The organism is Dietzia sp. CQ4, from assembly GCF_014145125.1.
GTDB classification, from domain to species: domain Bacteria; phylum Actinomycetota; class Actinomycetes; order Mycobacteriales; family Mycobacteriaceae; genus Dietzia; species Dietzia natronolimnaea.
The window spans coordinates 1-10,011 of the sequence record NZ_JAALDZ010000170.1 but is presented as its reverse complement, the minus strand read 5'-3'; the positions used below and the strand labels follow the sequence as shown (position 1 = coordinate 10,011).

8 protein-coding genes are annotated in these 10,011 nt (G+C 71.3%); 5 read left to right on the top strand and 3 right to left on the bottom strand.

The window, feature by feature from the left end; all coding sequences use genetic code 11:
* Positions 1 to 1,735 (top strand): DUF2339 domain-containing protein (locus G6031_RS10675; protein WP_182653241.1); only part of this gene is annotated, 1,735 nt, incomplete at its 5' end.
* On the opposite strand, the gene G6031_RS10670 is transcribed toward G6031_RS10675, so the two are convergent.
* Positions 1,690 to 2,145, bottom strand: a complete 456-nt coding sequence (locus tag G6031_RS10670) for a hypothetical protein (protein ID WP_042330231.1) — start codon at positions 2,143 to 2,145, stop codon at positions 1,690 to 1,692. The genes G6031_RS10675 and G6031_RS10670 overlap by 46 nt on opposite strands.
* A gap of 182 nt (positions 2,146 to 2,327) precedes the next feature.
* On the opposite strand from G6031_RS10670, the gene G6031_RS10665 reads away from it, so the two are divergent.
* Entirely contained in the window at positions 2,328 to 4,772 is a 2,445-nt protein-coding gene (locus G6031_RS10665) for a glycoside hydrolase family 65 protein (protein ID WP_182653240.1), read from the top strand.
* 7 nt (positions 4,773 to 4,779) lie between these two features.
* On the opposite strand, the gene G6031_RS10660 is transcribed toward G6031_RS10665, so the two are convergent.
* Positions 4,780 to 5,370: a PGPGW domain-containing protein gene (locus G6031_RS10660; RefSeq protein WP_182644701.1), complete on the bottom strand. Its 591-nt coding sequence runs from the start codon at positions 5,368 to 5,370 to the stop codon at positions 4,780 to 4,782.
* Positions 5,371 to 5,415: 45 nt separating this feature from the next.
* Entirely contained in the window at positions 5,416 to 6,045 is a 630-nt protein-coding gene (locus tag G6031_RS10655; protein ID WP_182653239.1) for a hypothetical protein, read from the bottom strand.
* Positions 6,046 to 6,277: 232 nt separating this feature from the next.
* On the opposite strand from G6031_RS10655, the gene G6031_RS10650 reads away from it, so the two are divergent.
* The 3 genes from G6031_RS10650 to G6031_RS10640 all read left to right on the top strand — a co-directional run bounded on the left by G6031_RS10650 (position 6,278) and on the right by G6031_RS10640 (position 9,937).
* Entirely contained in the window at positions 6,278 to 7,825 is a 1,548-nt protein-coding gene (locus G6031_RS10650; protein ID WP_182653238.1) for an alkaline phosphatase PhoX, read from the top strand.
* A 131-nt stretch (positions 7,826 to 7,956) separates the two neighbouring features.
* Positions 7,957 to 9,261 carry a cytochrome P450 gene (locus G6031_RS10645; RefSeq protein ID WP_245847143.1) on the top strand — a complete coding sequence of 435 codons (1,305 nt, stop codon included), beginning with the start codon at positions 7,957 to 7,959 and terminating at the stop codon, positions 9,259 to 9,261.
* 64 nt (positions 9,262 to 9,325) lie between these two features.
* On the top strand, positions 9,326 to 9,937 hold the full coding sequence (locus G6031_RS10640) for a putative glycolipid-binding domain-containing protein (protein WP_245847146.1): 612 nt from the start codon (positions 9,326 to 9,328) through the stop codon (positions 9,935 to 9,937).
* Positions 9,938 to 10,011: the final 74 nt, after the last annotated feature.

Genomic DNA, 10,011 nt, shown 5'->3' with positions numbered 1-10,011 from the left:
CGCCGGGCCCGGGTGGACGCGGCGCTCCGCGGAGACCCGACCCCGCCGGGCGCCACGGCTCACGGCGGCCACGGTGATCGCCGCGATCGGCGGCTCCGTGATGCTGGCCGGGATCGCGTTCCTGCTGGTGGTCGCCATCCAGGCGGGGCTCTTCCCACCGATCGCCCGGGTGGTCGCCGCGGCGGTACTGGCGCTGGTCCTGGTCGGGCTCGGGTTGTGGTTGCAGTCCCGCCACGAGGCCACGCCCGAGCGCCCGATCAACCCCGGCGCGTTGGCCCTGGTCGGCACCGGTCTGGCAGCGGCCATGCTCGACGTGATCGCCTGCACCACTCTCTATCAGTGGATCCCCGTGCCGGCGGCGTACATGTTCGTCGGCGGGCTGGCGCTCGCGGGTATGGCCCTGGCACAACGATGGTCCTCGGGGCTGCTCGCCTGCCTGGTCTCGGCCGGCACGATGGTGCTGGCCCCGTTCATCTCCACGGGCGTCGAGCTCCCTGTCTTCCTGGTGATCCTGGCCATCGCGACCGCCGTACTCGGCGCCGAACTCGGGATCGCGGTCAGGGTGGTGTGGTCGGTCTTCCCGGCACCGGTCCTCGTGGGCTACCTCACGCAGACGCACCTCCACGACCGGGGCGAACAGATCGCGCTGATCGTGGCGGCCCTGGTCTTCGCCGCCGTGGGCGTCGGGGTCGCCTGGGTCGACTCCGTGCGCCGCCGCCCGGCTCCGGAGAACGCGGCCCTCGTCGTCGTCCCCACCGCCGTCCCCCTGCTGCTCCTCTCCGGACTTTTCCTCCTGCGGCCGGGCTGGCCGGTCGGCGTGATCCTCGCCGCGGCCTATCTCACCGTCGCGGTGGTGGCCGGACGTCGAGCCCACGAACCGGGACCGGTGCTGCTGTCCGCCGTCTCGGGGGTCGTGGGCAGTGCGCTGCTGTTCGGCGCCTGGGTGGAACTGGGCGGACGGGAGATGACGAGCCTCGCCCTCACCCTCAGCGCCACCGGCTACGTCGTGGCGGCGGGCCTGTGGGGTCGCCGCTGGGCGGACTGGGTGGCCGGCGTCGGCGCCGCCATCGCGCTGGCCGTGTACCTGGTCGTCAACGAGCCGTTCCTCGCGCTCGACGAGAGTCTGGCGGTCCGCGAGCTGACCTACTGGGACGTGGTGGCGGCGCTCGCGGTCACCGCGCTCGCCGTGGCCGCGACGTGGTGGGCGTCCCGGCGGGTGCCCCGGCAGGCCTCCAGGGTGGTGATGGCGGGTGCCGTCGCGGCGCTGTTGGCCTTCTCGGTGATGGTGGTGGCGGCCGGAGTGGTGATCGGTGACCTGGCGGGCGCGGCGCGCAACGGCTTCCTCGTGGCCCACCTGGTGGTCACCGTGCTGTGGATCAGCTGCGCGGCCTGGTTGATCCTCACGCCGAGTCCCCGGCTCTCGGACGCCCGCAGGATGGGTTTCGTCCTGGGGTCGCTCGCGCTCGCCAAGTTGTTGTTCCTCGACCTTGCCACGCTGCCCGGCCTGTTCCGGGTGCTGTCCTTCATCGCCGTGGGCGCGGTGATGTTGGCCGTGGCCGTCCGCTACCGGGGCGGCACGGACGGCGGGGGCACGCAGGGCGGCGGCACTCGGGGCGGCGGCACGGACGTCGGGGGCGTCCAGGGCGGCGGTACGGGGGAGAACGGTACGGACGGCCGCGGTGGGCCCTACTACCGCAGGGACACCGAGCCGTCCGGGAGCGGATCCCCCACGTAGACGCGGAAGGCGCGCGGTTCCGCGCCGGACATCAGGACCTCGACCTCGGGGTGGTCGACCTCGTCCGGATCGTCCGAGGGCAGGCTCCAGACCACTTCTCCGGAGTCGGTGAGTTCCTTGAGCGCGAGGCGCGTGGCGCGCACCCACGTCACGTGCCGGAGTGCCGGCTCGTCGCGGAGCTCGTCCTCGGCCATGCCCTCCCGGAGGTCGACCATGAGACGTTCCCCGTCGGGAGCCTCGTACGCGGTGCACACGTGGTCGACGAGGACGGACAGTGGCCATGACGGACCGGAGCCGAGCAGATCGACGATGATCATGCGCGCATCGCCGACCTGGCAGGCCGTCGGTGTGGTGAGGACGTGGAGCCTGTCGGCCACGTCCTCCGTGATCTCGATGAACTGAACGGTCATGGTGAACCCCTGTTCCGGCGCGACGGTCGACGGCGGGCCCCGAGGCGCGGCCCGGGCCGTCCCGACTGTGACGTAGATCATACAATACGTCGGTGGCCGACGAGTCTCGGCCAGATGACGATCCCGGAAACAAGCACGTGGGATCCCGTCGGACCCGCAGGTCAGTCGATAGGGTCGACCGCGTGACCACTCTGCAGACCGGGCCCTCGGACGACACCACCGCTGGGCGGTCCGACGCCTTCACGCTGTCCTACTACGGGTTCGATCCCGGCGAGGAGGGGCTGCGCGAGACCCTCACGTCGACGGGCAACGGCTACCTCTGCACGCGGGGCGCGGCCGAATGGGAGGACGCCGACGGGGTCCACTACCCCGGGACGTACGTCCACGGCCTGTACAACCGCGCGACCACCATGCTCGGCGGCGTCCCGGTGCACAACGAGGACCTGGTCAACCTGCCCAACTGGCTGCCGCTCAAACTCCGGATCGGCGGCGCGGAGGTGCTCCGGCTCGCAGAAGTGGAGATTCTCGACTACAGCCACGAACTCGACCTCCGGTCGGCCACACTCACCAGGCGGCTGCGGTTCCGGGACAGGGAGGGCCGCGAGACCGGGTTGGTCAGTCGGCGGTTCGTCTCGATGGCCTCGATGCACCACGCCTACCTCGAGTGGACCATCACCCCGCTCAACTGGTCGGGTTCGGCAGAGGTGGTCACCGCGCTCGACGGTCGGGTCACCAACGACGGCGTGCCCCGCTACCGCCAGCTCGAGAGCGACCACCTGCGCCCGGGGAGCACGCTCTTCCCGGAGCCCGAGGTCATCGCCATCAAGGCACACACCCGGCAGTCCGAGGTGGTCGTCAGTCTGGCGGCCCGGACCCTCGTCCACACGGCCGGGGAGAAGATCGACGTACCGCGGGCGGATTTCCGGACCTCGGACTACATCCAGCAGACGCTGAGCCTGGACCTCGAGCGCGGCGTCGCGGTGACGATCGAGAAATCTGTGTCGCTGTTCACCTCGCGCGACCCCGCCACCGGGGACACCATGACGCGCGCGCACCGGTCGGTGGTCCGCGCCCGGCCCATCGACGCCGCCTACGCGCACCACTGCGAGGCATGGGGCCGGTTGTGGCAGGCGTGTGACATGCGGGTGTTCGGCGACGACGAGGTGCAGCACCTCCTGCGGGTCCACATCAGCCACATCCTGCAGACCTGCTCCCATCACACCGCGGACCTGGATGCGGGGGTGCCCGCCCGCGGGATCAACGGGGAGGCCTACCGCGGCCACATCTTCTGGGACGAGCTGTTCGTCTTCCCCTTCCTCACCTTCCGGACCCCCGATGTCACCCGGGGACTGTTGATGTACCGCTACCGCCGCCTGTCGGAAGCGCGGGCGGCGGCCGACGCCGCCGGGTACGAGGGCTTCATGTTCCCGTGGCAGAGCGGGTCGTTGGGGACCGAGGAGACCCAGGAGGTCCACCTCAACCCGATGTCCGGGCGCTGGGACGAGGACCTGTCCCACAACCAGCGACACGTGAGTGCGGCCATCTTCTACAACGTCTGGCAGTACGTCACGCTCACCGAGGACACCATGTTCCTCGAGTACCGGGGGGCGGAGATGATGCTCGGCATCGCCCGCTTCTGGTCGTCGATCGCCCACTACTCGCCGGAGCGGGACCGATACGAGATCCACGGCGTGATGGGGCCGGACGAGTACCACGAGAAGTACCCCGGGGCGTCGGAGGCGGGGCTGCGGAACAACGCCTACACCAATGTCTTCGTGGCCTGGATCTGCGACATCGCCGCGAGCCTGCTCGACCTCCTGCCCGAACCCCGGGCGGACGAGGTGCGGGCGCGGCTCGAACTGCGCGACGAGGAGGTCACGCGGTGGAAGGACATGAGCCGGAAGATGTTCGTTCCGTTCCACGACGGGGTGATCAGCCAGTTCGAGGGGTATGAGGACCTCGTGGAGCTGGACTGGGACTCCTACCGCGCCCAGTACGGCGACATCCAGCGGTTGGACCGGATCCTCAAGGCCGAGGGGGACACCCCCGACCGGTACAAGCTCGCCAAGCAGGCCGACGCCGTGATGCTGTTCTTCCTCTTCAGCGACTCCGAACTCAGGCGCATCGTCAGGCGACTCGGCTACGACTTCCCCGCCGACGCCGCCAGGCGCACCATCGAGTACTACGACCGCCGGACCTCGCACGGCTCGACCCTGTCCTACATCACCCACGCCGGTGTGCTGGCCCGCTTCGATCCGGACGCCTCGTGGGAGCGGTTCAAGGTGGCGTTGGCCAGCGACGTCAACGACATCCAGGGTGGCACCACGCGCGAGGGGATCCACATGGGGGTGATGTCAGGGACGGTCGATCTGGTCCAGAGGTTCTACGCGGGCATGCGGGTCAGCGGCGGGATGCTGCGCCTCGACCCCAACCTGCCCAGCGGAATCGACGGGGTGTCCTTCGACATGACCTACCTGCGTTCCCCGTTGACGGTGACGGTGATGAGGGACCGCGTCACGGTCCGGCACCGCGACGGGGTGATCGACGCGACCCCCGTCAAGGTCCGGGTGGGTCGGGAGGAACGGATGGTCGCGGTGGGTGGCGAGGAGACGTTCAGTCTGACGTGACGCCCGGTCAGTCCGACACGACGCCCGGCCCGGTGGGGGACGCGGCCGGGTACGGCCGCCGGCCCGACGTGGCATCGTGCCTCGCCCGGCGCCGTTCCTCTCGCTCCCGGTGACGGGCGGCGTGGCGTTCCCTCTCCCGCTCGGTCTCCACCTCGTGGTCGTACGGGTTCCCCCGGAAGCGACGGATCGAGTAGACGATGAGGACCAGGCCGATCAGGCCGGAGGCGATCAGGCTCCCGCCGGTGCCCCATCCGCCGATGAACCACCAGGCGGGGTCGAAGGGCCACCACCGTGGCGCCGGTGGGTGCTCGCCCCAGTAGATCCCGAGCCCGACCAGCCACGCCACGCCGAGCACCGACGCGGTGATCCTCGGCCAGGTCTGCACCCCGCGGGACGCGCCCTCCAGGGCCATCCGTTTGACGGGGTCGACCCGCTTCTCGAACCACTCGTACTGCTGGGAGAGCACCACCATGCCCGCGAAGAGGGTGAGCAGCCCGGGGCCGGGGAGGAACAGGGCGGCGATGCCGAGCACGACGAGGGTCCACCCGAGTGTCTCGAGTGCGAGGCGCTTGGCCGCGACGTAACCGAGTCTTCTCACCAGACCATGGTGGCAGAGATCGGCCGGGGCGGTACCGCGGCGAGGTCAGGCCGGGACGGGGGACCCGAACGCCCGCGCCGCTCGGACGCCCGCCTCGAGGTCGACCTCGGGCCACCCGTCGGGGGAGTGCAGGACGGCGGCCAGATCCCGGGCGGACAACCGTGCACCCGCCGAGAGGAGCGCGTCGACCGCGCCGGCCGTGGGGGCCTCGAGGAGGGTCTCGTCGGCCAACTCGTCGACGATGTCCCGTACGGCCGCGGCGGTCACCGGGTAGATCTCCGGGTCGAAACCGTCGTCGGTCGGCTGGTCCAGCCGCCACCACGTAGCCCCGTCCCAGCCGTACAGGAAGCCCAGGTAGAGACCCTTGGAGCGGGCGTGCTCGACCCCGCGTCGCCACCACCCCGGAGCGTCGCCGACGAGGTCCGTCCCGGCCTCTCCGGCGCGACCGCTGCCCTCCGTGAGGGAGAACTCGTGGTGCCAGCCGGCCAGGAGCGCGCGCCCCTCTCCGGGCCGGACGAGGGCCATCCACATCCCCTCCGCGCCGGCCCAGTGCAGGGCAGAGGGTGTGGGCGTGGAGTGCTCCAGGCCCACCGCGGCGCGCACGGCCGCGTCCACGGCGAGGAGGGAGGCGATGTCGTCGGGCGTCGAGTCCAGGTCCACGGGGAGCAGGGCCATGCCGGTCACCCTAGGCCACCGCGAGGGCTCGGTCGATTGCCCGCCGGTGAACACTCGGCGAGTCCGGGGTGGACGGACGGGCCGCTGTCGCGGGCCGCGGGGCGCCCGCACCGGGTCTCCGCCGCGTGTTCATGGGCACGACACCTGAACAGTACGTTCCTGTTTCCCCCGGATCCTAGCGTCGTAGCCCGCGCGCCGGAAGGGCCGGCCGCGGGGAGAGGACACCGGAACAATGGCAGAAACCAGCATCGATCGCCGGCGATTCCTCGTCGGCGCGGCCGCCGTCGGCGCGGGGGTGTACGTCGCCGGCAACCTCACCGGGACCTTCACCGGCTCCGGAGCCACCGCGAACGCGACGGGCGTCGGCACCGAGGGGTACGGGGACCTGGTGCCGGACCCGAACGGCCTGCTCGATCTGCCGGAGGGCTTCACGTACTCGGTCGTCACCCACGCGGGCGAGCACGCCATGGAGGGCGGCGCGACGTCCCCGTCCGATCCCGATGCCGCCGGGTACTTCCCGGCCTCCGGCCCGCTCGGTTCGCTCTCGGGAGCACTCGGTTCGCTCGGTGACCTGGTGGGCGCGGGGGGCGGCTTCCTCATCCTCAACCACGAGATCGGCGGCAGCGAGCCGCACGTCGTGCCGGTGACCGAGGGCATCACCTTCGACGATCAGGCGGGGGGAGGCTGCACGGTGATCGCCGTCGACTCCCGGGGCGCCCGCAGGTCGCAGTACGTCGGCGTGGCCGGCACGGTGAACAACTGCGCGGGCGGCGTCACCCCGTGGGGCACGTGGCTCACCTGCGAGGAGACCGAACTCCGGGCCGGCGGCAGATCGCTCGCGGGAAAGACCGCGTCGGTGGACCACGGCTGGGTCTTCGAGGTCTCGCCGGACCCGGCGCTCAACCGGGCCCAGGCCACGGTGCCGCTCAAGTTCCTCGGTCGCTTCGCCCACGAGGCCGTCGCGGTGCACCCCACCACCGGTGTCATCTACCTCACCGAGGACGCGGGCAGTCCCAACGGCCACGTGTACCGCTGGACCCCGCCGGCCGGGTTCCGTCCCGGCACCGGATCGCTCGCGGAGCTCGCGCGCTCCGAGGGCGGTGACACCGCCGGGACGTTCGAGATGATGCGGTGCGTCTCGGGCGGCACGCACGTACCGGACCTGTCGGTGGCCACCACGGTCGGCACGACCTACCAGGTCGAGTGGGTCGACGTCCCGGGCCGCGACCGGCTCGCCGAGACCACCTCGATCCGCAAGCAGTCCTACGCCGATCGCGGAACCCGCTCCCGCAAGCTCGAGGGCGCGTGGTGGAAGGAGGGCGCGTACGTGGTGGCCTCGTTCGCCCGGATGGGGGACGGTTCGGCGGCCGAGCACGACGGACAGGTCTGGCGCATCGCGCCGGACGGCGCGTCCATCACGCTGTACTCGATCTTCGGCAGGAACCCGGACCCGTCCGTCGAGCTCGCGGACGGCGGGAGCTTCGACGGCCCGGACAACATCACGGTCTCACCCCACGGCGGCGTCGTGGTCTCCGAGGACGGTTCCGGGATCCAGCACGTCGTGGGCGTCGACGAGCGTGGCCGGGCGTACCCCATCGCCCGCAACCGCGTGAGCAACTCGGAGTTCGCCGGCCCGGTGTTCAACGAGGACGGTTCGGTGATGTTCGTGTCGATCCAGGGCGACGGTTACACCTTCGCGGTGACCGGCCCCTGGGCGCGTCTGGCCGGGAGTGCCGGGGCCGGCACCGGTTCGCTCGGCAGTGCGGGTCTGGGAGCCTGAGACCCCTCGCCCCGGCAGGACCTCTCCGCGCCGCCACCCCCGCAGCCGGGGAGGTGGCGGTGCGGGGCGGCGTGTTCGACGGTCCGGCTGCGGCGACACCTGTCGACTCCTACGGTGTCACCATGGACAGTGTGACCACAGACGACGGCGTTCCCTCCGGCCCACGGCTACCCGGCCTGGTGCAGGCCCTGCTCACACTGTCGGCCCCCGCAGCCGTCTTCCCGGCGGCCGCCAGACGGTACGGGGTGCCGTTCAAGCTCGACCTGATGCCCAGGGGACGGACGGTGGTCGCCGTCGCCGATCCCGCCGACGTCAAGGACGTCTTCGCCGGCTCGCCGTCGGTCTTCCACGCGGGCAAGGGCAACGAACTGCTGCGTCCGCTGTTGGGGGAGCACTCTCTCCTCCTCCAGGACGGCGACGAGCACGCGCGCGCCCGCCGGCTCCTCGCGCCGGCGTTCGGGCGCCGCGAGATCGAGGGGTACCGCTCGCTGGTCGAGGAGGTCACGACCGAGCAGTTGGATCGCTGGCCGCGATCGGGCCGGGTCCGTGCGCACATCCTGTTCAACGAGCTCACGCTCGAGGTGATCCTGCGCGTGGTCTTCGGGGTGACGGACTCGGCCCGTCTCGACCGGATCAGGCCGATCGTGGCGCGGGCGGTGGACGCCGGGCCGGTGGTGATGATCGGAATGGGCATCATGCCGCTGCGCCGGTTCCGGCCGTGGAGCCGACAGGTCCGGGACCTCGCGACGATCCACGCCTTCCTCGGTGAGGAGATCGAGGCGACCCGCCGGGACCCGGCGCTGTCCGGGCGGCGAGATCTGCTGGCACTGCTGGTGCGGGCGTCCGCCCAGGACGCCCAGGGGTTGTCCGATCAGGAACTGCGCGACCAGCTGATGACCCTGGTGGCCGCCGGACACGAGACCACCGCCACCGCCATGGCGTGGTCGGTGCTCGAGCTGGCCCGGCACCCCGGGATCCAGGACCGCTGCGTGTCCGAGATCGCCGCCGGCGGTACGGAATACCTCGACGCCGTGCTCAAGGAGTCCCTGCGACTGCACCCCGTGGTCCCGATGGTGATGCGGGAGCTGCAGGAGCCCGCCACCGTCGGCGGCCGCACCTACCCGCGGGGGATGACCATCTCGCCGTCGATCATCCTGGCCCACCGCGCGCCGGCCGCCTACCCCGCGCCCAAGGAGTTCGACCCCGGCCGATTCCTCGGCGACGTCCCGACCCCCACCACCTGGCTGCCCTTCGGCGGCGGCGCCCGCCGGTGCATCGGTGCGTCCTTCGCGATGATGGAGGGCGAGGTGATCCTCCGGCAGGTGTTGGAGCGCTACCGGCTCGACCGCGTGGGCAGTGGCCACGAGTGGCCCAGGGCGCGGAACGTGACGCTGTATCCCTGGCGACGCGCACGGGTGGAGCTGCGACCGAGGTGACGCAGGGTCGCCGCGACGGGCCGGTGATGTGCGTTTCGGTGGAGATTTTCATACCGTAGGAGGGGTGAACGCTTCCCAGTCGCCCTCGCCGCAGGTCGAAGCGCCTCGCGCCTCGGCTCCCCGCATGTACACGTGGATCTCCGAGACCGGCAGGGTGATCGAGCAGGTGAGACTCGTCCGGAAGGGCGAGTCCTCCCGCGCCCGGGGCCGGATCGTCTCCGCAGCGCACCCCGACCACCAGGCGTTCACGCTGGAGTACCAGGTCGAGATCGGATCGGACCTGGCCCCTCACCGGGTGCAGCTGACCGTGTCCACCGAGGAGTACGAGCGCACCATCGACCTGGTCCGCGATGCCGAGGGCTCCTGGCTCCTGGACGACCCCTCCGACACCCGCTCCCGCGTGGGCGGCGACGGGGTGGTCGACGTGGACGTGACGTTCAGCGTGTTCTTCGCCAGCGTGATCAGCCGACGGCTCGGACTGCACTCGCAGCCCGGTTCGATCGAGCAGCGGGTGCTCTCGGTGGACTCCCTGACGCTCGACGTCACCGAGGACTCGGTCACCTTCTCCAGTGACGACGAGAAGGTCCACGGGATCACCGCCACCGCCGCCACGAGCGCGACCGTCGACCCCGACGGGTTCATCCTCGACGTCACCGGGCTCAGTCGGCGGGTCTGACCTCCCGCCCGGCGGCCCCGGCGGCGCGGAGGTCCGCGAGCCAGCCCGGCGCCCCGGGGGTCACCGACACGGCC